This window comes from Polaromonas sp. (assembly GCF_012927455.1).
Taxonomy (GTDB): Bacteria; Pseudomonadota; Gammaproteobacteria; order Burkholderiales; family Burkholderiaceae_C; genus Polaromonas.
The window spans coordinates 146,040-168,887 of record NZ_JABBPE010000018.1; the positions used below are offsets into that span (position 1 = coordinate 146,040).

Consider the following 22,848-nt stretch of genomic DNA (forward strand, 5'->3'; position numbering starts at 1 on the left):
TACGCTTGCGAAGTGGCCGCGCAAATCCTGACAGCGCTTTGCGTCAAAACTCTGGGCATGGAGCCAGGCCAAATAGGTGGCGAACCGCTTTCCCACCCGTCGAGAGAAGTGCCTTCAGGCTTGCACGAAGACACGCGCCTTGCGCGGTGTCAGCACCAGCGTCTCACCCTCATGCAGTCCCAAGTCCCTGAACTCCTGCGCGGGAATCTGCGCCTCAATTAATTCGGTCGCGCCGCCCTGCGTGGTATCGACCCGATTGAGCTCCAGCCGCGCAATCGGCCCGATCACGATGGCCCGCTCCAGCGTCGCGACAATGCCCGTTGCACCGGGCACGTAACGCTCCACCTGCAGATCGTGCGGCCGCACATAGGCAAAGGCCTTGGCATCCTGTGCGCCGGCATGCTCGGGCGAATCGATGCGTATGCCCTCCAGTTGCACCTCGCCTTCGTGGGCGCGGCCATGAAACAGGTTCACGTCACCCAAAAATCCATAAACAAACGGACTCGCCGGATGGTCCCACACCTCTTGCGGTGAACCAATCTGCTCAACCTTGCCGGCGTTCATCAGCACCACCCGGTCGGCCACTTCCAGCGCTTCTTCCTGGTCGTGCGTGACAAAAATGCTGGTCACATGCAAGTCGTCATGCAGGCGACGCAGCCAGCGGCGCAGCTCCTTGCGCACCTTGGCATCAAGTGCGCCAAAGGGTTCGTCGAGCAGCAGCACCTTGGGTTCCACGGCCAGCGCGCGGGCCAGTGCAATGCGCTGGCGCTGGCCGCCCGACAATTGCGACGGGAAACGCTCGGCCAACCAGTCAAGTTGGACCAGGCTGAGCAGCGAATGCACCTTTTCCCTGATCTGCGCTTCGCTGGGGCGCAGGCCGCGCGGCTTGACGCGTAAGCCGAAGGCGACGTTCTCAAATACCGTCATGTGCCGAAACAGCGCGTAATGCTGGAACACAAAACCGACCTGACGCTCGCGCACATGCACCTCGGTAGTGTCTTCTCCGCCAAACAGGATGCTGCCCTGATCTGGCGTTTCCAGGCCGGCGATGATGCGCAGCAGCGTGGTCTTGCCGCAGCCCGAAGGACCCAGCAAGGCGACGAGCTCGCCCGCCTCGATGTCCAGGCTTACATCGCCCAGCGCCTGGAAGCTGCCGAAGCTCTTGCTGACCTTGCGAATTTCTATACCCATGATGTTTTCCTTTAGCGAACTGCGGCCAAGGCCGCGCCGACAGTCGACTGCGGGCGCTCGGGCGGCAACTGGACTGCGGCTTTCATTTCAGCTTCATGGCGCCACTCGGCCACGGATTTGATGGCGAGCGTGATCAGCGCCAGAATGGCCAGCAGCGAAGCCACGGCAAACGCGGCCACCGACTGGTATTCGTTGTAGAGAATTTCCACATGCAGCGGCAAGGTGTTGGTCTGCCCGCGAATGTGGCCCGAGACCACCGACACCGCGCCAAACTCACCCATTGCGCGCGCATTGCACAGGATGACACCGTAAATCAGCCCCCACTTGATGTTGGGCAGCGTGACGTACCAAAAAGTCTGCCAGCCGGTAGCACCCAGCACAATGGCGGCCTGCTCTTCATCGTTGCCCTGGGCTTGCATCAGCGGAATCAGTTCCCGGGCGATGAAGGGAAAGGTCACAAACACAGTCGCAAGCACCATGCCGGGAACGGCGAAGATGATCTTGATGTCATGCGCTTGCAACCACGGCCCAAACCAGCCCTGAGCGCCGAAGATCAGCACATACATCAAGCCGGCCACCACAGGCGACACCGAAAAGGGCAGGTCCACCAGCGTGGTCAGAAACGACTTGCCGCGAAACTCGTACTTGGCGATGGCCCAGGCTGCGGACACGCCAAACACCAGATTCAACGGCACGGCAATCGCAGCGGTCAGCAGCGTGAGCTGGATCGCCGACCAGGCATCGGGCTCTCGCAGGGCAGCGAGGTAGGCGCCAAAACCCTTGCGCAGGGCTTCGGTGAAGACAGCGGCCAACGGCAGCACCAGAAACAGCAGCACAAAAAGCAGCGCGATCGTAATCAGGGTGTAGCGCACCCAAGGCGCTTCGCTTGTCCCCGATCGATTGGAGGTGCGCGAAGCGACAAGCGTGGGGGCTAGCGTGCGCAGCGCTGGGCCGCCCCGAGCAAGCACAGCCCCCTCGGGGGGAAGCGCAGTAGGCGAAGCGACAAGCGTGGGGGCCTTCTTCATGCTGCGGCTCCCGTGTTGCGGCGCTGCCAGGCCTGCAGGGCGTTGATGACCAGCAGCAGAACAAAGGACATCACCAGCATCACCACGGCCACCGCGGTGGCGCCTGCATAGTCGTACTGCTCCAGTTTGCCGATGATGATGAGCGGCGTGATTTCAGAGATCATGGGCATGTTGCCAGCAATGAAAATCACCGAGCCGTACTCGCCGATGGCGCGCGCAAACGCCATGGCAAAGCCGGTCAGCAGGGCCGGCGCAATGTGCGGAAAAATCACCCTGGTAAATATCTGCAAGCGCGTGGCGCCCAGCGACATGGCCGCTTCCTCGAGTTCTTTTTCGGCGTCTTCCAGCACTGGTTGCACGGTGCGCACGACAAACGGCAGCCCGATAAAGATCAGCGCAATCACGATGCCCGCGGGCGTGAAGGCCAGCTTGATGCCCAGCGGCTCCAGGTACTGGCCGATCCAGCCGTTGCCGGCCAGCAAGGCCGTCAGCGAAATTCCGGCCACTGCGGTCGGCAGCGCAAACGGCAGGTCCACCAGGGCGTCGACCAGTTTCTTGCCCGGAAACCGGTAGCGCACCAGCACCCAGGCCAGCAGCAGGCCAAACACCAGGTTGACCAGCGCGGCGATCAGCGAGGCACCAAAGGTCAGGCGGTAAGACGCCAGCACGCGCGGCGAAGTCACGGCCAGCCAGAACTGCTCCCAGGTAAGGGTGAAGGTCTTGAACAACAGCGCCGAGATCGGGATCAACACGATCAGGCTGAGATACAGCACCGTGTAGCCCAGCGTCAGATTAAAGCCGGGCAGCACGCGCCGGGACGCCCGCTTTAATGCGGGGGCGCGGGGCGAAAGCGAAGCAGAGGACGCAAAAAGAGCGCTCATCGAGGAACGGCTGCCTACCTGACCGTGTACAGCTTGTCGAACTGGCCACCGTCGTTGAAGTGAACCTTCTGGGCCTCACTGAGCGAGCCAAAATACTCCGAGACGGTGAACAACTGGATCGGCTTGAAGGTGGCGGCGTACTTCTTCAGCAGGGCTGGCGAGCGTGGACGCAGCGCGTGTTTGGCGGCGATCTCCTGGGCCTCGTCTGAATACAGGTAGTCCAGATAAGCCTTGGCCAGTTCGGCCGTACCCTTTTTGGTTACCGTACGTTCCACCACAGCCACCGGGTTCTCGGTGACGATGCTGATTGAGGGATGAACGGCGTCTACCTTGCCGGCGCCGAACTCGCGCTCCACCGACACAACTTCAGACTCGAAGGTCACCAGCACATCGCCAATGTTGCGCTGCAAAAAGACGGTGGTGGCGTCGCGTCCACCTTTTGCCAATATCGGCACGTTCTTGTAGAGCTTGCCGACGAATTCAGCCGCTTGCGCATCGGTGCCGCCAGTCTTGCGCACATAGCCCCAGGCCGCCAGATAGGCCATGCGGCCGTTGCCCCCCGTCTTGGGGTTCACCACAATCACCTGAATGCCGGGCTTGATGAGGTCGTCCCAGTTCTTGATATTTTTCGGGTTGCCGTTGCGCACCAGGAACAGCATGGTGGAACTGGTGGGCGAGGCGTTGCCGGGAAAGCGCTTGGCCCAGTCTTTGGCCACTACGCCGGTACCGGCCAGAAACTCGATGTCAGTGGTGGTGTTCATCGTCACCACGTCGGCCTCCAGCCCGTCGTTGACGGCGCGCGCCTGGGCGCTTGAGCCGGCATGCGCCTGGTCGATCTTGACATCCTTGCCGGCGCTCTTTTTGTAGTGCGCCACAAAGGCGCTGTTGTAGTCCTTGTAGAACTCGCGCGCCACGTCGTACGAAGCGTTCAGCAAGGTGGTTTGCGCTGCTACTAAATTAGTAGCTGTAAGCGCAATACCGGCAAGGGCTAGAGTCACTTTTTGTTTAAATTTCATGCAGGTTCAGTCAGAGAGGTTGAAACGAATGGAAGGGGTGAAGTAGCGATAAAAGAAGCGACAGGGCTTGGACCGGTCAAAGATTGCAGTAACGCCAGCCCCAGCGGCCAGGCACCGAAGCCGGAATCAACATTGATATGCCCGGCTTTTTGCAGCCGCACGAACTCGCTGCCCCAGGCGCGGGCATAAGCGCCAGCAACGCGGACCGGGCAGAACGGGTCGTTGCTGCTGGCCACGATGATGCTGCGGTAGGGCAGCGCCTGAGACGGCGCCGGAGAAAAGTCGGCCAGCACGCCGCGGCGCTCGGGGTCGGCCGGGGCCACCAGCAGCGCCCCCTGGATACGGGCTGCCACCTCGGGCGCCAAGTGCGTGGTGGCAATGCAGCCCAGGCTGTGCGCCACCACCACCACCGGGCCGGGCTGCTCCAAAATGGTCCGGCCTATGGAGGTCAGCCAGGCGCTACGCGACGGCGTGATCCAGTCGTCCTGCTGCACCCGCACCGCGCCGGGCAACTGCTCGGCCCACAGGCTTTGCCAGTGGCCAGGACCGGAATCGCGCCAGCCGGGAACAATGATGATGCGGGTCATGAAGGTGCGGGAAGGTTGGAATATTTTTGACTTGTTTACAGAGTAGGACCCGAAACAAGCCTAAGACTCGGATGTTCTGAAAGCCACCAGTCACAGTGAATTACAGCGTGGAGCGAATTGTGAGTGGCGTCCTTTAAAACTCAAACAACTTATTCATAATTTCTTTATTACCGTAATGGAATATCAACGAAGCTGCTGCGGGGATCCCGCCGCGACCGTCGAAGTGCCAGGCCAGCCTGCAACAGCCAAGCCCCGCGCACTATCGCCTTCCCCCGGGCGTTGTTTGCTATTAAAGTTATAGCGTTTTGCGCATGATTGGCTTGGCCTGCAGCCGCTTTTCTGCGTCACTTCAAGAACGCTCATAAGAAATGCATCGTTCGGTGCTGCGGGCTTGCACGGGCCCGACTCCGGTCCACAGGAATTCCCGCAGTTTGCTGGCCGAGGGTGCGCATCATGACTTCCAGCAGCTGGTCGCCGCTTGGTGATGCCTGAGACAGGGCCGGTGCCGGCCCTGTCGGCCAGGGACTCAGGGGGTCAGGGGGTCAGGACGCTGACACCGCCGCCAGCGCCTGTTTCAGGTCTGCCAGCAGATCGTCAATGTGCTCGATGCCTATCGACAGCCGCACCGCGTCTTCGGGCACACCGGCCTTGACCAGTTCTTCGGGTGACAGCTGGCGGTGCGTCGTCGAGGCCGGATGGGTGGCCAGCGACTTGGTGTCGCCGATGTTGACCAGCCGCGTGAACAGCTTGAGTGCATCGAGGAAGCTGGCGCCGGCCGCGCGACCCTGGGATTTCGGCGCCTTGACACCGAAGGTCAGCAGGCCCGAGGCCTTGCCACCCAAGTATTTTTGCGCCAGTGCATGGTCGGGATGATCGGCCAGGCCCGCGTAGTTGACCCAGCTCACCTTGGCATGCTGCTGCAAATATTGCGCAACCTTGAGCGTGTTGTCGTTGATGCGCTCCATGCGCAGTCCCAGTGTCTCAATGCCTTGCAGGATCAGGAAGGCGTTGAACGGCGAAATGGCGCCGCCGGTGTTGCGCAGGGGCACCACGCGAGCGCGGCCTATGTAGGCCGCCGGCCCGAACGCCTCGGTGTAGACCACGCCGTGGTAGCTGGGGTCGGGCTGGCTCAGGCGTTTAAATCTGGCCTTGTGTTCAGCCCACGGAAACTTGCCTGAATCGACAATCGCGCCCCCCAGAGACGTGCCGTGGCCGCCCAGGTACTTGGTGAGCGAATGCACCACGATGTCGGCGCCATGCTCGAAGGGACGCAGCAGGTAAGGCGTGGCCACCGTGTTGTCGACAATCAGCGGCACGCCGTGGCGATGCGCGATTTCGGCGATGCGTGCAATGTCAGTGACATTGCCTTGCGGGTTGCTCAGCGACTCGATGAACACCGCTTTGGTCCTGTCGTCTATCAGTGCCTCAAAACTGGCCGGGTCGCGCGGCTCGGCGAAACGCGTCGTGATGCCGAACTGCGGCAGGGTGTGGGCGAACAAGTTGTAGGTGCCGCCATACAGCGCGGTGCTTGCCACGATGTTGTCGCCGGCTTCGGTGATGGTCTGGATGGCGTAGGTCACGGCCGTCTGGCCCGAAGCCACGGCCAGCGCGGCGATGCCGCCTTCGAGCGCAGCCACGCGCTTTTCCAGCACGTCCTGGGTCGGATTCATGATGCGCGTGTAAATGTTGCCCGGCACCTTCAGGTCGAACAGGTCGGCGCCGTGTTGCGCGCTGTCAAAGGCATAGGCGGCGGTCTGGTAGATCGGCACCGCCACCGCCTTGGTGGTGGGGTCGGGCGAATAGCCGGCATGGACTGCCAGGGTTTCAAACTTCAGGGATTCAGACATAGGATGACTCTTTCGATAAAAGTGATAGCACCGGGTGCACCCGCTTCAGAAGCCGATGACCAAAGCGCCCTTGAATTCTGCCAGCACAAACTCGCGGATTACTTCGGATTGGTCGGCCTTGAGCAGCTTGGCCTCCCAGGGTTTGTTTTTGTCTTGTTTGGCGCACGACGATCAGGTTGGTATACGGGCTCTTGGCGTTTTCGTGTTTGAAAAGTTGAAGGGATCGAATGGGTGATAGGGTGAACCGGAGGGCCCGGGACTTGATGCTTGGCCGGCAAGCCGTCCTGACGCCGTTTTACTGGTGTTAAATCGGTTTATAGCCCATATGGGACGGGCGTAAGTAGCTATCAAAACAATAGCACCTTAACATTGTCGGGAGCGCTGCCGGTACCTTGCCGCTTGCGCCGTCGCTTCATCCATCACCAAAAGGGTAATTTGTGGGTTGCAGCCCCTCAGCCGAGCTGCGGGCGAAGCGTCACAAGATCGCTGTTAAAAACCCAGCAGGATTTACTTCCTGGTGTAAATCTGGTCAAAACTGCCGCCGTCGGCAAAATGCGCCTTGTCAGCCTTGGCCCAGCCACCGAAGGCATCGTCGATCTTGAACAGTACAAGCTTGGGGAATTGCCCGGCGTATTTGGCCAGAGCCTGTGCCGAAGTTGGGCGGTAGAAGTTGCGCCCAATGATGTCCTGCGCATCCTCGCTGTAAAGGTGCTTGAGGTATTCCTCGGCGACGGCGCGCGTGCCCTTTTTGTCGACATTCTTGTCGACCACAGTCACGGCCGGTTCTGCCAGGATGCTGATCGAAGGCGCCACGACCTCGAACTTGTCGCCAAACTCCTTCTTCAGCAAATAAGCCTCGTTCTCCCACGAAATGAACACGTCGCCCTGGTTGCGTTGCGCAAAGGTGACTGACGAGCCCCTTGCCCCACTGTCCAAAACCGGCACGTTGGCGTAAAGCCTGGCGACAAATTCCCTGGCCTTGGCATCGCCACCGAATTTGCGCTTGGCAAATTCCCAGGCGGCCAGGTAGTTCCAGCGCGCGCCGCCGGAAGTCTTGGGGTTGGGTGTGATGACGCTGACACCGGGCTTGACCAAGTCGTCCCAATCCTTGATGCCTTTGGGGTTGCCCTTGCGCACCACCAGCACGATGGTGGAGGTGTAGGGCGACGAATTGTGCGGCAGCCGTTTTTGCCAGTCAGCCGCGAGCCAGCCACCATTTTTGACCAGCGCATCGGTGTCGCCCGCCAGCGCCAGCGTGGCCACATCGGCATCCAGGCCATCGATGATGGAGCGTGCCTGCTTGCCCGAGCCACCGTGCGATTGCTTGAAGCTCACGTCCTGACCTGTCTTGGCCTTCCAGTGTTTGGCAAAGGCGAGGTTGTATTCGGCGTAGAGCTCGCGCGTCGGGTCGTAGGAAACGTTCAGCAGCGTCACGGCTGGCTGCGCATAGGCCAGCAGGCCAGTGCCTGTAAGGGCGGCGGCCAGTGACAATTGAATAAAGTGGCGGCGTTGCTGCATGGGTGTGCTTCCTTGTTAAGTCCAGAAATCTGGGATGGACTGGATTCTGGAAGCAAGACGTTAAAACTGGAAATATTGATATCTCAGTTCTAAATAACCAAATCATCCAAGAAGATTTGAAGCAAGTGCGCTCGCGATGCGGTGTGTCGGGTGCGCCAGTGGAACACCACATGCAGCAAACGGTTTGTGACAGTTGGCTCAGACGGCTTTTTAACCCAAGTGCCGACGTTGGTCAGGCCCAGCTCATAACCCTGAAACCCAATTACTGACAACGCATCGTCAGGCTAACGCATGGGTCAACGCAATCCCGGAATACGGAGAAATTTGCGCTTCACCGGCTTCGGTCCTCCCAGTCCACCCACGGTACTTGATTGGTTTTGAGATAGCTGCTTACGGCCTGCCCTAAGGTCGGGAAAAACCGCTGCTCACCGAGCCTGGAGAAAAGGCCGAAACGCTTGAGCTTGTCTTTGACAGGATCCTTCAATTCAGCAAAGCACAGGTCGATACCGGCGGCATGCAAGGTGTCGTCGAGTTCTTCCAGGATGTCGGCGGCGGTAACGTCAACACTGGTGACCGGCTCCGCGCTAACGACGAGCCAGCGCACGGGCGTCGAAGATGCTGATACAGCGTCGAGAACGTGATCCCGAAACAGCTCGGCGTTGGCGAAGAACAGGGGCGCGTCCCAGCGGAACAACACGAGCCCTGGGATGATGCGCGCGTCCGGATACCGGGTGATGTCGTGGTAGCCCTTGACGCCATCAACGCGGCCCAGGACGGCGCAATGCGGGCGCCAGCCATCCCAAAGAAACTCGATGATGGCAATCGCAATCGCCAGGCCGATGCCCTCAATGGCACCGAAAACTGCAACGCCCGCCATGCAGCCGATGGACAACCAAAACTCCCAGCGCTGGATGCGGTAGATGCGGCGCAGGTCCTTGATCTCGATCAATGCCACGGCCGAGGCAATCACGACTGCGGCCAACGCGGCAGTGGGCAGGTTTTTGAGCAGGTCTGGCGCCACCATCAACAGCCCGGCCACAGCCAGTGCCCCCACGATCCCCGCCAGCTGGGTCTTGGCGCCTGCCGTCTCGGCGACCGGTGTGCGCGAAGCGCTCGCGCTGATCGGAAAGCCCTGAAAGATGCCAGCAGCCAGGTTCGCCACCCCCAGCCCCACCATCTCTTGATTGGGATCAACAAAGGAGCCTGCGCGCGCAGCATACGCGCGCGACAGCACGCTGGTGTCAGCGAAAGACACCAGCGCCACGGCCAGTCCGCCGAGCAGCACGGGGATGATGTCGTTAGAAGTGATCAGGGGAAAAGCCAGGGCCGGCAGGCCCTGGGGAAGTGAGCCAAGGACCGATACGCCCGCACGCGTGGCAAGGTTCAGGACGGCGACCGCTACGGTCGCGCCCACCACGGCAATCAGGACGCCGGGCAGGCGTTTGCTGCGCTTGAGCCAAAAAATCACCGCGAGCGTGCCCGAGCCGAGCAGCACCGCGGTCCAGTTGGTCTCGCCAGCGAGTACCGCCTCACCAAACCCCAGGGTTTTGTGCAGCAGGCCGTCGCCCTTGACCGAGAAACCGAAGAGCGCAGGCAATTGGCTGATCAGCACGGTCAGTGCGATGCCGTTCATGTAGCCGTAGCGGATGGGCTTGGAAAGCAGTTCGGTGACGAGACCCAGACGTGCCGAGCCAGCCACGATGCACAAGATCCCGCTGACCACCGCCATCATCCCCGCCAGAGCCAATGCGCGCTGCGGATCACCTGCAGATAGCGGCAACACGACGCCCAGGATGAGGGCGACGAGCGAAGAATCGGGGCCTAGCACCAGCACCCGGCTTGGCCCGAACAGCGCGTAGGCCAGCAGCCCAAAGATGGTCGCATACAGACCAGAAATGGCCGGCAGGCCAGACGCAACCGCATACGCAATGCCGACCGGCACCAGCACGCTGGTCAACACCAGGCCGGCCAAGAGATCATGGCGCAGCCACGCCATCTGATAGCTGCGCAGCGCCAGCAAACCTGGCATCCAGCGCATCCAGCCGGTCGCTTGCCCGGCGCGGCCTGCGCGCACCGCGCGAACTGGCTCCACGGGTGCCGAGGGAGGCGTCAAATCACTCATGAATGAAATCTGCCGGACTTTGAAGGTGAGAGCGCGAGTGTAGGCGCCGAACTACTTTTGCACCATGTGTGGCGTTACGAGAAAGGACTGCAGAACTTCAGCCAGCACAGAATTAGCAGTGCGTGCGCAGCAGGCTTCAACAGTGCAATTCAACTCATCAAGGCCAACGCCTGTGGGCTTCGCAACTTCGCCGACTAACGTGCAAGGATTCTGTCTCGTTGTGGGAATCTGGACTTGGCGATAGCCAAATAAAAATTCACAGTGAATTCAACGAAGAACCACGATTTTAATCGCGCGGAATAATTGGTCGGAATAAAAATATTCTGGGCAATTAAAGTCGTAAATAGCACCCAAGCATTCATACGGGTTTGCCGCGTGGCAAATTGACAACGCACCGAATTAAAGTCGTAAACGACTTTACAGCATTGAACCCCGGGATTGAGTCTGACAGAGACTTAGCTTGCCAAAACCGAAGATTTGGGCTGACGGAAACCAGCCTTTCGTGGTCGACGCTTACGTGCCCGAAGCGGACATCCAACGCGGTGTTTTGAGATGCCTCGGATAGGAATCCGTGATGACTGATCCCATCCCAAGCCCTGCAATGCCTTCGCCTGCCGCCAATGGGCAAGTCACCAGAGAGCAGCTTTACGGGCTCTATTGCAGTAAGCATAAACGACAATCTTGCCCATGCTTGATTTTCGCCAAAGTCTGATCAACAGCACCCTGCGCAAGGTGCTCAAACGGTTGCACTACCCCCTCTTAGGTGATGCTGACCTGCGTGCGCTGGTATGTGGCCTACCCGCTGAGCCTTCGCCATATCGAGGAGATGATGCAGGAGCGCGGTGTTTTCGTGGATCACGTCACGGTTCACCGCTGGGCGATCAAGGTGCTACCGGTTCTGGCTGCCGTGTTCCGCCGACGTAAACGCCCCGTGGGTAGAAGCTGGCGCATGGACGAAACCTACATCAAGGTTTCAGGCCAGTGGAAATATCTTTACCGCGCCGTCGATCGCGACGGCGACACCGTGGATTTTCTACTCACTGCCAAGAGGGATCTGGCTGCGGCCCGGCGGTTCCTGTGGCGCGCCATCAACCTGCACGATGTGCCAGAGAAGATCACCATGGACAAGAGCGGCGCCAACACGGCCGCCATTGAAAGTGTCAAAGCCGACGCCTGCGTCGACATCCTGATGCGCCAAAACAAGTACCTCAACAACATCGTCGAACAGGACCACCGGGCCATCAAGCGGATCACCCGGCCGATGCTGGGCTTCAAGTCATTCTGGAGCGCCAGGATCATCATCGCCGGAATCGAAATCATGCACATGATCCGCAAGGGGCAGTTGGGCTGCCTCGAGGGCCAAACCATGTCCGCGGCACAGCAGTTCTACAGCCTGACGGCTTGATCAACAGGCCGACCGCGCAACTCTTTTCGCCTCGGCTCCACTATCGCAACAAAACCCTTCGGACGGCATCGAGAGACGGTGACGCTTTGGTGGGAACTGTTCTGGAGAGAGCCCCGCGGGACGCATAGCGCGCAAAGCAGGCAGCCGAAGACGCATTGGTCGGAGTCAGCACTTCGGCCCGAATGCTGATTCAAAAAGGTGCGACCCGCGCAGAAGCGTTGATGCGGGAAATCGCGGGTCAGGGACCGGAGAAGACGCTGAGTCGAGGATTTGCCATTGTGCGGACACCAAGCGGCGAGCCCCTCACCCGTGCGGCGCATGTATTTGACAACGCTGAAATCGAGATTCAGTTCCAGGATGGTCGGGTCTCTGCCACGTCTGGAAAACATAGTTAAGGGATTCAAATGGCGACGAAAACTTTCAAAGAAGCCTATGGCGTACTGCAGCAACATGCGCAAACGCGGCGAGACCAGCAGGAACCCAATATTGATGACCTGCTGACCATCGTCACGGAATCTGTTGCAGCGTACAAAACCTGTCAAGAGCGGATTGACGCGGTCGAGAAAGCTTTGGAGAAAGCGTTGAGTGACACGGGTGCTGCGCCCAAGGAAATCGCGCATGGGGCAAAGACGCCGCCACCGACAGCCTCAACCGTTAACTCAGACGATATTCCGTTTTAGGCGAAGACGCATTTGACCGTTCCCTGGCACGAGGCGGCAGGCATGTTGGTTCGAAGCTGCACAGGTAGAGAACTTGACTGTGATTTCTAGGAATTATTTTCATGTAAACGCATCCGGCTCAACGGCTGATGACCAAAGTCAGTGGACAGATGTCTTGATTCAGATGACCGCTTAGTGCTCAATGGCGACGGTGACGATTTCAGCGTGAATGACGGCAGTGCAGCGTTTGCGGCTACTCGCCAGCGGCAGCTTTCTGGATGTTGAGTTTGTCTTGTCAGTCAGCGGTCGTACGTGGCGGTTAGTGCACTCACTTCCGGCCAGCCTTTAAACCAGTTTCAGTGTCTTTTGAGCCTGGATTCATGGGCTTTTCGGCAAAGATTAGAACTTACAAGTTTTGAGCAGATATCGTCAGCGGCCAACACCCAAAATAACTTCTTGAGGTGCCAGAAAAGACCTGTGTTTCCTGTTCTCCGTGTTGCCACTGATCGCAGACGCGATCTATTTTCGCATCGTCCTTGTCACCACCAAGCAGCAGCAGCAAGTCCTTACCGGGCTTGGCGCACTCAACCCGGGCGGCCCGCCCCACGTCAATGCGAAACGCCTATATGCCGTCAAAACAAACCGGATGGTCGCCAAAGTTGCCTTGCCTCCATCCTCAGCTTGCAGGCTGCCAGCGATGCGGCAGCAACTCGTCGATGCCGCTGTTCAGGTGGGTGGGCAGCCCTATGAGCACGTCCTTCAGGCACGCCCACGGCTCATGACCATGCATCTGTGCGGACTGCGCCAGACTCATGACAAAAGCGGCGCGCTGGCCGGCGAGTTCACTGCCTGCGAACAGCCAAGCCTTGCGGCCCATGGCCCAGGGCCGCACGAGGTTTTCGACGTGGTTGTTGTCGATGGGCACGTTCCCGTCAAGCAAGTAGGCGGTCAACGCCGCCCAAGCGGTTCAGGCTGTAGTCGATAGCGTTCGCGATAGCGCTGCCATCGGGCACACGCTGGCGCTCCAGCCGCAACCAGATATGCAGTTCCTCGCAAAGTGGCCTGGCCTTGGCCTGCCTCATGGCAAGACGCTCCTGGGCCGGCAGTTCTTTGGCCTCGCGCTCGATGCGATACAGCCAGGCGATGCGCTGCACGGCCTGGGTGGCTACCGGGCTCTGGTTTTCCTTGATTAACTCGTCGAACTTGCGCCTGGCGTGCGCCATGCATCCTGCTTCGATTCGCGTTTCGAGCTTGAAGACGCTGTCGTACGACTTTGTAGTCGTCACACACCAGCGCGCCCGACCAGCCCTTGAGAAAGGCAATCGGGTACTTTGCTGCCCGGCCAATGCAAAAGTCGTACACCACGCCCGGCAGCGCGTCAAAAGCGCTGCGGGCATAGGCCCAGACGTAGGCGCGTTTGGTCTTGCCCGAACCGGGGTCAAGCATGTTCACCGGCGTCTCATCGGCGTGCAGGACAGCAGCGCCAAGCACAAACGTGCGGTGCGTCATAAAGCGGCATCAAACCGGCGCCAGCCCGGCCCGACCAGGCCGCCAGCGTCGAGCGCGGCGTGTGCACGCCCGAACGCGCATTGATTTGTTCCTGGCGGTAGTAGGGAAGGTGGTCGATGAATCGGTTTGCCAGGACGTGGGCAAGCAAGCCCTCAGCGGGCATGCCTTTGTCGATGATGTGCGGCTCGACGGGTTCCTGCACCAGCGCCTGGCAGTACTTGCAGGCCCATTTGCCGCGTACGTGGCGATGCACGAAGAACTGGGCCGGCACGATGTCGAGCTTCTCGCTGACGTCCTCGCCCACGCGCACCATCGGCTGGCCGCAATCGCACGTGGTGCTTTCGGGCTCGTGACGATGCTCAACGCGCGGCAGGTGTTCGGGCAGCGCCTGGCGTTTGGGCTGACGCCGCGGTTCAACGGCAGCGCTCTCTCGCTGCGCGCTGCCTGGCCCCTGCAAGGCTTCGAGCTGCGCCTCCAGCCTGGCCTGGTCGGCGGCCAGCGTTTCTTCGAACAACTGCCTCTGCTCGGCGTTCATGCGCTCGCCCCTGGCGGCAAAGCGCCAGGCCTTCAGGCGTGCCAGCTCGTGCGTGATGCGCTCAATCTTGACGTCGCGAAATTTGGTGGCCTGCGTCTGGGATTCGATTTGTTGGCTCTGCCGGGCGATGTGCTCCAGCATCTGTGCGGCCATTTCGGCCAGTGCGCCGAAGCTCAGACGCTGCACATCCTGGGCTTTGAATTCGTGCACGTTGAGCATGCGCCTATTGTGCAAAGCAGCCTCTCAAACCGCCATTGGGGCATGTGCTGATTGCACTTTGGCAGCAAAAAAACCTCGGCCGTCACATGCGCGTAATTGCCTGCATTTGCTCGAGCCGCGGCCAGGGCAGGCCCAGCATCAGGGCGTCGAATTGTGGCTGTGTCAGCGTCATCGGGGGCGTTGCACCAGACGCTTCGCGCGTCCATGCAAAGCGGCCTTGATTCAAACGCCGGGCTGCGCGCCACACACCAAAGCCGTCATGCACCAGCAGTTTGATGCGCCTGCCACGCGCATTGGTAAACAGGTAGCCGTGATGCGCCTGGGCGCAGCCGAACACCTGAACCACCCGGGCCAGTAAGCGCTCGGCCTGCTCGCATGTCCACCGGTTCCGCCGCCAGCCACAGCGCGTCAATGCGAATCACCGCAGTCTATTGCGCAGCCGGGCGGCACGCTCGCTACTGGCTTGCAGTGGCCAATTCACCGTAACGCTCGACGCGCCTCGGCGCACCTCGACGCGAATGTCTGGCGAGGGAGTCGCCACAGCTGGCTGCGGCAACTGCAAAGGCAAAAATTCCGTGCCGGAGTTGCGAGTCACCGCGCCACGATTGCCGCCACCGCCATCACGCGTTCGCCCATCTCGACTCAACCATCGGTGCGCCACGTTGGCGTTCAGCCCGCTGCTCAGCGCTATCGCGGCAACGAATGCGCCACTTTGGCGGCAGGCCTGAAGCACCTCGGCTCGAAACTCAGCGCCGTGTTTTCTGCGCATCACTTTCTTGGTTTCCATCGTGTCCACCTGTTTGTATCGTGGACACCATGTTGGCCAACTCTTCGACAGGTCTTAAGATGACTTCGCTAGCCGCTTACAAAGCATGATTGGGAAGTACGTCAAGAGCCAAGGTACTGAACACAGCAAGCTACACGAAGATCGCCAGCTTGCCTTCTTCCAATACCTCGCCCCTTAGAACGGGTTTCCTTATTTGAGGCCGAATGCATACAAACAATGGAATGATCCCTGTTTTTTACGGCAGACGCCAAAGCTTTTCCGCCGAACGGTTAAACTCCGGGCTCGGAAGCGTGGCAGAGCGGTTGAATGCAGCAGTCTTGAAAACTGCCGAGGATGTGAGTCCTCCGTGAGTTCGAATCTCACCGCTTCCGCCAGGAATTTATAAAAACCCATTCGAATCATGGGCTTTTTTTCGTCTACGCGCTTCGACTATCAAATCGACTAACAAACAAAGCGAACTACCAAAGCTTGCTACTTGGGTTGGATCAACGCGGGCATGGCTTAGACGTTCAGGGATAGATTTTGCACAGACTGACAACGAGGGGAAATCAACTCCCAATCTCCCATGTATAGTTCAATGTAACCAAAAGTTGAATCACTAGAGTACTGTTATCCATGAAGTTCGTTAGCAATGCTGGGCAAGAGCGTGTCATCGATTTGCTTCGTCCGGGCTTGATGCCTGGTCACCGGTTGGACATCGTCTCTCCTGTCTACTCATTGTTCGCCTACGCCGAGATTCAGAGTGATACTTCCCATCTGGCACACACCCTTACGCCCCCAGAAGCCGCTGACCTCGCCTTGTTGGGCTCCCCTGCAGACCGCGCAGCCCGCAACCGCCTGCAAGTTCCCTGGCTGGCACGCCAGTTCGCCCATTGGATTGACACCAAAGCCGAGGTGCGCCGCGCAAAAGGCGCCATCCCCCAAGGCGCGATGGTCATGCGTGACTCGCTCAATCAGCCACTGCAAGCCGTTCTCGGTTCCTTCGGTTGCAGTACGGACGGCCTGGGTATCACCCCCGGCAATCCCTTAAGCCTGATTCAAGCTGCCGAAAATCCGGCCGAAACGCAGATGCTCAGCCAGTGGTTCGACCAGCAGTGGAGCAACCTGCAAGCCCAACCCGATGCCAAGGCTGTGCTGGTGGCTCAGCTGAACGAATTGGCCGCGCACCGCGACCCAACGGGCATCTACGCGCTCATCCTGTACAGCCTGTTTGCCAATAGTGGCGACGGCATGGACGAAGACCGCATCGTCAAGTCCGCCACCGGCATCCGCAATACTGTTGTCTGGAAAAAGCTCTACAGATTTCAGCGTGACGGTGTGGTGGGTGCCCTCGACAAGCTGGATCGATTTGGCGGTTGCATCATTGCCGACAGCGTGGGCTTGGGCAAGACGTTTGAAGCGCTGGCCATCATCAAGTACCACGAGCTGCGCAATGACCGCGTGCTAGTGCTGGCGCCCAAGCGCCTGCGCGACAACTGGACAATTTATAAAAGCAATGACAAGCGCAATGTGCTGGCCGCCGACCGGCTGAATTACGACGTGCTCAACCGCACCGACCTGTCGCGTGACGATGGTGCTTCGGGTGACATCGACCTGGCTCACGTCAATTGGGGCAATTACGACCTTGTGGTCATCGACGAATCACACAACTTCCGCAATAAGAAATCGCCGCGCCAAGGCAATGAAACGCGTTACGACCGCCGGCACGTCTCACTCAGTCAAATTCCGCTGGACTGCTGCCGGCTTCATAGACACTGTGGTGGACAAGTTTGATCTGTCCGAAATAGCTTGACCACTACAGCTTAATTGAAGAACGCCACCGACTGCGCCGAGGTGTAGGCCATGAAGCCGGGCGCGCCACCCTCCACCCCGTAGCCCGACTGCTTGCGCGGTTCGAAATAGCGGGAGGTACCAAGTTCGGGACCTCCTTGCGCCGCTGCGGTGACCGAGGAATAGACCGAGACGCCACCCGCCTCAATGGAGCGCGCCAGCTTGTAGCTCAGGTCGGAACGCGCGGACCAGATGCTGGCGGACAGTCCGAATTCCGTGTCGTTCGCGAGCGCGATGGCGTGGTCAATGTCGTCAAAGGCTTCGATTGTCAGCAAGGGGCCGAAGACTTCCTCGCGCGAGATCGCGGTGCCAGCGGCGAGCCCGGTGACCACGCTGGGAGAGACGAAGTAGCCGCGTGGGTCACAAGCCTTGCGGGGACAACCGAGGTCTACTACCTCACCGAGGCCACGCGCCAAGTCGAAGTAGCCATTTACGCGATCCAGCTGGGCGCGGCTGGCGACGGGGCCGAGCCGGGTCTCCGCTGCTGCCGGATTGCCGACCGTCCACGCCGCCGCTGCCGCGCGCAGCCCGTCTACCGCCTGCTGCTCCCGACCGCGCGGCAAGATCAGCCGCGTCTTGGCGACACACCACTGTCCCGTGTTCCAGAATGCCGAAAAGAAAATGAAACGCCAGACCGCCGGATCGTCGAACATGTCGTCCAGCATCACCTGCGGAGACTTGCCGCCGCATTCCAGCAGCACGGGCTTCAGCGTACTCTGAGCCGCGGCTTGGGCGATGGCTTGGCCGGTGCGGGTGGAGCCAGTGAAGGTGATCATGTTGACGCCCGGATGCGCAGCGAGGGCGCGGCCGGCCAACGGGCCGGTTCCCAGGACCACGTTGAAGGCACCTTCCGGAATGCCGGCTTCACTAGCCAGCCGCGCCAGCAGTAGCGCCGAGCGCGGGGAGTTCTCGGAAGGCTTCACCACGATGGTGTTGCCGGCGGCCAGCGCAGGTGCCACGCGCATCAATACGTTCAAGACCGGCACGTTCCACGGAACGATGGCGCCGACAACACCCCGCGGGCGCCGCCACACCACGCCAAGCCGGCTGTCTTCCGCCCGGAATAGGTCGCCGTGGATTTTCTCGATCGTGTTGGCGTAGTTGCGGACCAGATCGGCAGCGGTAGCGTTGAGCGCTGCAGCGTCGGCCCGCGGACGCCCGACCTCCAGCATCTCCAGCAGCGTAAGCTGCTCCGCGTACGCCGCGATCCTGTCGGCAAAGGCCAGCAGCAGGCGCCGCCGGTCCTTGCCGCTGAAGCGGCCCCAGACCTTTGTGAAACATGCGCGCGCGGACGCTACCGCAGCATCGACGGTAGCTGCGTCGCCTAGCTCGGTGTCGCCAAGGCTGCTGTCGTCGGCAGGGTTGCGGTGCCCCATCTGGCCGCCAGCGGATTCCATCTCGCGGCCGTCAATCCAAGAGCGGTGCAGGCTGCGCAGCAGGCCTTCGGCCTGTGCGGTGACATCAGCATTAATCATATGCTTACTTAGCAGAGAGGCCGCCGTCGACCGACAAGGCGACGCCGGTGATGAAGGATGCATCGTCGGATGCAAGCCAGAGGGCGGCATGTGCGATTTCCTCTGGGCGCGCGATGCGGCCCAGCGGCGTGCTGGCGATGAAGGCCTTGGTGTTGCGTGCCACGGTCTCAGCGTCGTGGTTGCGGTCCATGAAGGTGCTCAGCATTCCCGTTTCCGTCATGCCGGGGCAGATCGCGTTGACACGGATGTTCTCCTCAGCGAGCCGGAGCGCCAGCGACTTTGCAAACCCGACGACGGCGAACTTTGCCGCCGAGTAGGTCGGGCTTAGTTGCGATCCGACCACGCCGGACACCGAAGAGGTGAAGACGATGGAGCCGCCGCCGCGCTTTCGCATGTAAGGCACGGCCTCGGCCGACCCCAGGATGCCAGACGTTACGTTGAGCTCGATGGAGCGGTCATAGGCCGCATCATCCAGCCCTTCGACCTCGGCCGGACCGGCCATGCCGGCGTTGTTCCAGAGGATGTCCAGCCCGCCCATCAGGGCGGCCGCCTTGTGGATGATGGAGCGCATCTGGTCGCGCTGGGTCAGGTCGGCTGCGAGGGCATACACGCGAGGATACCGCGAGCGCGTGTCGGCCACTACGGCGTCGAGGCGGGCAGCATCAATATCCACCGCAACCACGGTGGCGCCCTCGTGGGCGAATAGTTCCAGGCCGGAGCGCCCCATGCCCGAGGCGGCGCCCGTGATGATGGCCAGCTTGTCTTTAAGTCTCATGGGTGTGGGCTCCAGTAATAGTGCATGGGTGTTTCAGTTCAGGGTGAGGTTCAGGGTTTTGATCAGGGGCGCCCAGAACTTCAGGTCGTCGTCGAGCGTCTTGGCGAATTCCTCGGAGCTGCTGCCCACGGGCACCATGTAGAGCGCCTTCATGCGCTGGCGGAAATCGGGCTCGCTCACGATCTCCTTGATGACCATTTCCCAGGCTTGGACGGCGTCTCTAGGTGTGCCGGCGGGCGCCAGCAGGCCGAGGAAGGTGCCGCGGTCAAGCCCGGGAAGGCCCACCTCGGCCAGGGTCGGAACGTCCGGCAGGGTCTCCAGCCGGCGCGGCGAGGCCACCGCCAGAATCTTGGCTTTATCCTTTTGCATCCGTGTGGAGGCTTGGGGCCCTAGGAAGGTCGCGTCGATCTGCGAGCTGAGCAAGCCGTTCACGGCATCGCTCTCTCCCTTGTAAGGAACGTGCAGCATATTGAAGTTACCGGTCTTGCTCATCTGCTCGCCGTACAGGTGCGCGAATGAGCCTACGCCGAATGAGCCGTACGAAACTTGACGGGTACGCATCCTGGCGATCACCTCCTGCCCGGTCCCGTTGCCTAAGGATGCCTTGTTGGTGAACAACACGAGGTAGTTGTCCACCACGTTGGAGATGGGGGTGAAGTCCTTGATCTGGTAACTCGGCTTCTGGTATATCAGCGTGGACAGCACATGCGAGTTGATCGTGAACAGTAGCGTGTAGCCGTCCTTGGGCGAGCGCGCCACGTAATCAGCTGCGATCATGGTGTTGGCGCCGGGCTTGTTCTCCACGACGACCGGTTGCTTCCATTTGGCGCCGGCGCGCGCGGCCAAGACGCGCGCCACCACGTCCGTGCCGCCGCCGGCGCTAAAAGGGACGATGATTCGAATCGGTTTAAGGGGGTAGTCTTGGGCCATTGCCTGGCCGGAGACACCGAGGACGAGAGATAAAGGGATGCACTTTAGCAGCGCCCTACGTGTCGAGGTCATGTGTTGTCTCTGTTGTAATAGTTCATTCGGTGGTCCGATCAGCTGGAAAAAGCATCTTATGCAGCTCTATTTGATTCGTCTAATATTGTTTCTTATCGAAATCATACGAAACTGGTATGGGATTAAACCTTGCGTATTCGGATTTTCGAAGAGTCGCAACTGACCTTGGCCCTGAAAAACGTATTCCTTGCTAGTGTTTCAATTCAGACGAGGTGAACGGAAATGACGAAAACATCAAGGGCGTGCTACACGCTCGAATTCAAGCAAGAGGCGGTCAGGCTCCTGAAGGTGGCCAAAGCATCGCAGCGGTGGCCCGGACGTTGGGCGTGGTCGATCAGACGCTGTTTAACTGGGTCAAGGCCCAGCGCCAGGGCAAACTCAAGGGCATTGACAGCAAGCCCGTGGACGTCGATCAGATGGAAATCAGCCGGCTCAGGGCCGAACTGGCGCGGGTGAAGATGGAGCGCGATATTCTGGGAAAAGCGACGGCGTACTTCGCAAGAGGATCGATTTGAAATACACCTTCATTCAGCGCCACCGGCATGCCTAGCCTGTCTCGGTGCAATGCCGGGTGCTTCGGGTCAGTGCGGCCGGGTACCACGCGCACTTGGTGCGCCGTGTCAGCGATGCAAAACGGAGCCACCTTAGCGACGAGGCGCTGCTGGTGCACATCAAGGCCCTGTACGCCGAATGCGCGAACTGGTGGCGCGCGGTATCCCAGTGGGCAAGGAGCGGGTGCAAAAGCTCATGCAGTTGCACGGCGTCAAAGCCCCGGGCAAGCGGCATTTCAAAGTGACGACCGACAGCCGGCACGAGCTGCCAATCTCGGCTAAATTGCTCAACCGCGAGTTCAGCGTGGCCGAGCCCGACAGGGTCTGGGTGGGGGACATGACCTACATCGCGACAGACGAAGGTTGGCTCTACCTGGCCGTGGAGATTGACCTGTTCAGTCGCCACCCAGGCAAGCACGCCGGGGTGCTGTCTCACAGCGACCGGGGCAGCCAGTACGCCAGTCACGCCTTCAAGGACGTGCTCAAGCAGAACGGCATCACCAGTTCGTTGAGCCGGCGTGCCAACTGCTGGGACACTCAATTTAAGATCTCCTTGAGCGCTGCATTTGGCCTGACCCGTGCTGGGATTGGCATCATGCCTTTGCGTTGACCTGTCGGCCTACTGCAGTGCTCATCTCGGCAATGCCGGGCCTGCTGCAAGTGACCTTACAGGAGCCTTGTTCTGCACCCTGAGTGTGCTGTCCTTCTGCATGGTTTTGGTGGCGCCACTGTTTGCGCCGCTGCAAAACGGCAGCCAACACCGGCAACATATGAACAGCCCAGCGATGCACGGTGGAGTGATCAACGAACACACCGCGCTCTTGGCGATCATTTCCTCAACATGGCGCAGGCTCAACGGATAGGCCACATACCAGCGCACGCACGTCAGCATCACTTCGAGGGGGTAGTGAAACCGTTTGAAGACCTTACGCAAGGCGCTGTTGACTGAACTTGCGGAAATTAAGCATGGCCCGGATTGTCGGAAGTTCTGTCGCATTGGCGGTCAAGCAGTTCGCTCGACTATGCTGAGTGTTTGACTGAAAAGGCTTGAAACACGATGCTGACTGCCAAAAGAATGCGCTTTCCAATCGACATCATTTTGGTGTGCATCCGTTGGTACGCGGTCTATCCGTTGAGCGACCGCCATCTCGAGGAGATGATGGAGGAGCGCGGCGTGTTTGTCGACCATTCCTCGATCAACCGCTGGGCGATCCGGTTTCTGCCTTTGCTTGAAAAGGTCTTTCGCAAGCACAAGCGCCCGGTGGGCGGCAGCTGGCGCACAGACGAGACTTACATCAAGGTCAAGGGCGCCTGAAAATACCTGTACCGAGCCGTGGATAAGGAAGGCAAGACGGTTGACTTATTGCTGACGGCCGGGCGCGACAGGAAAGCCATGAAGGCCCGCGGTGTTCTCGAAAAGGTCACGATGGACAAGAGCGGTGCTAACAAGGCGGCCGTGGGTGAAATCAATGGCAGAGGCGAAACGCGCATCATCGTGCGGCAAGTCAAATATCTGAACAACATCGTTGAGCAGGATCACCGAACCATCAAACCCATCACGAAGCCGATGCTCAACTTCAAGTCATTTCGGGCAGCCAGAAATATCCTGGCCGGCATCGAACTCATGCACATGATCCGTAAAGGTCAGCTCCTGCTGCAAGGCTGCAGCGAGTTGTCGTTTGCCGACCAGTTTTATGCGTTGGCAGGGAAAATCCGTCTTGTTTGAGGGACTGGCACTCGTCCCCGTCAAAATCACGTTCATCAGTGGATAACGCGACAGAACCCGCGGTGGCTGGTTGACGACAATTACCCTGGCCGGTTGACGACAACTATGTTGGCCGGTTAGAGGCCTACACCGGGCGGGTCCGGGAGGCGGGGCTACCGTTGGTCCTTCGAACACAAATCGAAGGTAGG

17 protein-coding genes, 1 tRNA gene and 5 pseudogenes are annotated in these 22,848 nt (G+C 59.9%); 8 read left to right on the forward strand and 15 right to left on the reverse strand.

All coding sequences use genetic code 11. The features are described 5' to 3' along the window. Window positions 1-114 precede the first annotated feature (114 nt). From HHJ18_RS19080 to sulP, 8 genes are all read right to left on the reverse strand, one after another. Entirely contained in the window at window positions 115-1,191 is a 1,077-nt protein-coding gene (locus tag HHJ18_RS19080; protein ID WP_296917809.1) for a sulfate ABC transporter ATP-binding protein, read from the reverse strand. Window positions 1,192-1,202: 11 nt separating this feature from the next. Next, entirely contained in the window at window positions 1,203-2,216 is a 1,014-nt protein-coding gene (gene cysW, locus HHJ18_RS19085; RefSeq protein ID WP_296917811.1) for a sulfate ABC transporter permease subunit CysW, read from the reverse strand. Beyond that, entirely contained in the window at window positions 2,213-3,097 is an 885-nt protein-coding gene (cysT, locus tag HHJ18_RS19090) for a sulfate ABC transporter permease subunit CysT (RefSeq protein ID WP_296917813.1), read from the reverse strand. Before cysT ends, cysW begins: the two co-directional genes overlap by 4 nt. Before the next feature lie 14 nt (window positions 3,098-3,111). After that, window positions 3,112-4,113 (reverse strand): sulfate ABC transporter substrate-binding protein, encoded by a 1,002-nt coding sequence (locus HHJ18_RS19095; protein ID WP_296917815.1) that lies wholly within the window; start codon window positions 4,111-4,113, stop codon window positions 3,112-3,114. Continuing rightward, complete coding sequence (locus tag HHJ18_RS19100) at window positions 4,110-4,700, reverse strand: alpha/beta hydrolase (RefSeq protein WP_296917817.1); 591 nt, start codon at window positions 4,698-4,700, stop codon at window positions 4,110-4,112. The genes HHJ18_RS19095 and HHJ18_RS19100 overlap by 4 nt, the downstream gene beginning before the upstream one ends. A gap of 542 nt (window positions 4,701-5,242) precedes the next feature. Further along, entirely contained in the window at window positions 5,243-6,547 is a 1,305-nt protein-coding gene (locus HHJ18_RS19105; protein WP_296917818.1) for an aminotransferase class I/II-fold pyridoxal phosphate-dependent enzyme, read from the reverse strand. 507 nt (window positions 6,548-7,054) lie between these two features. Then, window positions 7,055-8,065 carry a sulfate ABC transporter substrate-binding protein gene (locus HHJ18_RS19110; RefSeq protein WP_296917820.1) on the reverse strand — a complete coding sequence of 337 codons (1,011 nt, stop codon included), beginning with the start codon at window positions 8,063-8,065 and terminating at the stop codon, window positions 7,055-7,057. 331 nt (window positions 8,066-8,396) lie between these two features. After that, on the reverse strand, window positions 8,397-10,187 hold the full coding sequence (gene sulP, locus HHJ18_RS19115; protein WP_296917822.1) for a SulP family inorganic anion transporter: 1,791 nt from the start codon (window positions 10,185-10,187) through the stop codon (window positions 8,397-8,399). Window positions 10,188-10,235: 48 nt separating this feature from the next. Between sulP and HHJ18_RS19120 the strand changes: the two are divergent. The 4 genes and pseudogenes from HHJ18_RS19120 to xseB all read left to right on the forward strand — a co-directional run. Next, a pseudogene (locus HHJ18_RS19120) lies at window positions 10,236-10,385 on the forward strand (transposase); the annotation flags it as partial. A gap of 489 nt (window positions 10,386-10,874) precedes the next feature. After that, window positions 10,875-11,592 (forward strand): IS6 family transposase gene (locus tag HHJ18_RS19125; RefSeq protein ID WP_296917823.1). Its coding sequence is split into 2 segments (ribosomal slippage): window positions 10,875-10,949 and window positions 10,951-11,592, totalling 717 coding nucleotides; the frame shifts between segments, so codons are not numbered across the junction. 155 nt (window positions 11,593-11,747) lie between these two features. Next, complete coding sequence (locus HHJ18_RS19130) at window positions 11,748-11,987, forward strand: exodeoxyribonuclease VII large subunit (protein ID WP_296917825.1); 240 nt, start codon at window positions 11,748-11,750, stop codon at window positions 11,985-11,987. Between the two features lie 9 nt (window positions 11,988-11,996). Further along, the gene (xseB, locus tag HHJ18_RS19135; protein ID WP_296917828.1) at window positions 11,997-12,272 is read left to right on the forward strand and encodes an exodeoxyribonuclease VII small subunit; all 276 of its coding nucleotides are present in this window, start codon (window positions 11,997-11,999) and stop codon (window positions 12,270-12,272) included. Window positions 12,273-12,927: 655 nt separating this feature from the next. Here xseB and HHJ18_RS19140 read toward each other — a convergent pair. From HHJ18_RS19140 to HHJ18_RS19150, 3 genes and pseudogenes are all read right to left on the reverse strand, one after another. Continuing rightward, a pseudogene (locus HHJ18_RS19140) lies at window positions 12,928-14,448 on the reverse strand (IS66 family transposase). A gap of 148 nt (window positions 14,449-14,596) precedes the next feature. After that, window positions 14,597-14,860 (reverse strand): IS66 family insertion sequence element accessory protein TnpB, encoded by a 264-nt coding sequence (gene tnpB / locus HHJ18_RS21025; RefSeq protein ID WP_366558863.1) that lies wholly within the window; start codon window positions 14,858-14,860, stop codon window positions 14,597-14,599. A gap of 72 nt (window positions 14,861-14,932) precedes the next feature. Beyond that, on the reverse strand, window positions 14,933-15,301 hold the full coding sequence (locus tag HHJ18_RS19150) for an IS66 family insertion sequence element accessory protein TnpB (RefSeq protein WP_296917832.1): 369 nt from the start codon (window positions 15,299-15,301) through the stop codon (window positions 14,933-14,935). A gap of 284 nt (window positions 15,302-15,585) precedes the next feature. Between HHJ18_RS19150 and HHJ18_RS19155 the strand changes: the two genes are divergently transcribed. Then, window positions 15,586-15,675: transfer RNA gene (locus tag HHJ18_RS19155), tRNA-Ser, on the forward strand. Window positions 15,676-15,916: 241 nt separating this feature from the next. After that, window positions 15,917-17,074, forward strand: a complete 1,158-nt coding sequence (locus HHJ18_RS19160; RefSeq protein WP_296917834.1) for an SNF2-related protein — start codon at window positions 15,917-15,919, stop codon at window positions 17,072-17,074. 29 nt (window positions 17,075-17,103) lie between these two features. On the opposite strand, the gene HHJ18_RS19165 is transcribed toward HHJ18_RS19160, so the two are convergent. From HHJ18_RS19165 to HHJ18_RS19175, 3 genes are read right to left on the reverse strand one after another with little or no spacing between them, the layout of a single operon-like run. Beyond that, complete coding sequence (locus tag HHJ18_RS19165) at window positions 17,104-18,606, reverse strand: aldehyde dehydrogenase family protein (protein ID WP_296917836.1); 1,503 nt, start codon at window positions 18,604-18,606, stop codon at window positions 17,104-17,106. A gap of 4 nt (window positions 18,607-18,610) precedes the next feature. Further along, the gene (locus HHJ18_RS19170) at window positions 18,611-19,381 is read right to left on the reverse strand and encodes an SDR family NAD(P)-dependent oxidoreductase (RefSeq protein WP_296917838.1); all 771 of its coding nucleotides are present in this window, start codon (window positions 19,379-19,381) and stop codon (window positions 18,611-18,613) included. Window positions 19,382-19,414: 33 nt separating this feature from the next. Beyond that, on the reverse strand, window positions 19,415-20,311 hold the full coding sequence (locus HHJ18_RS19175; protein ID WP_296917840.1) for a tripartite tricarboxylate transporter substrate binding protein: 897 nt from the start codon (window positions 20,309-20,311) through the stop codon (window positions 19,415-19,417). A 294-nt stretch (window positions 20,312-20,605) separates the two neighbouring features. Here HHJ18_RS19175 and HHJ18_RS19180 point away from each other — a divergent pair. Next, window positions 20,606-21,469: pseudogene (locus tag HHJ18_RS19180) on the forward strand (IS3 family transposase); the annotation flags it as partial. Window positions 21,470-21,689: 220 nt separating this feature from the next. On the opposite strand, the pseudogene HHJ18_RS19185 reads toward HHJ18_RS19180, so the two are convergent. Continuing rightward, window positions 21,690-21,931: pseudogene (locus HHJ18_RS19185) on the reverse strand (hypothetical protein); the annotation flags it as partial. A 60-nt stretch (window positions 21,932-21,991) separates the two neighbouring features. On the opposite strand from HHJ18_RS19185, the pseudogene HHJ18_RS19190 reads away from it, so the two are divergent. Next, window positions 21,992-22,660 (forward strand): annotated as a pseudogene (locus tag HHJ18_RS19190) (IS6 family transposase). Window positions 22,661-22,848 lie beyond the last annotated feature (188 nt).